This is a genomic window from Pseudomonas sp. SDO524_S393 (assembly GCF_054071875.1).
On sequence record NZ_JBSVVZ010000192.1, the window covers coordinates 1 to 213 of the forward strand.

Annotated in this window: 1 pseudogene; it reads left to right on the forward strand. The window is 55.9% G+C overall.

The annotated features are described in order from the left end of the window. Nucleotides 1-213, forward strand: a pseudogene (locus ACW9IB_RS29610) (hypothetical protein); the annotation flags it as partial.

The following is a 213-nucleotide window of genomic DNA, read 5'->3' on the forward strand; positions in this document are numbered from 1 at the left end:
GATGAAGAAACACCGATCGGCGACTGGTCGATCATCTACGGCAGCGGCCGGGCCCATCAAAATGTCATGTATGTGGCCGACCGCACTTCGGTGGTTCCATCGAACCACAACAAGGGCGCGAAACTGGTGGCCGTCACGGTGGTTTATGAAGAACCGGGCAAGCCGATGATCGATGTGTACAACATCGAAGTACAGTGTTCCACGCGCAAGGTG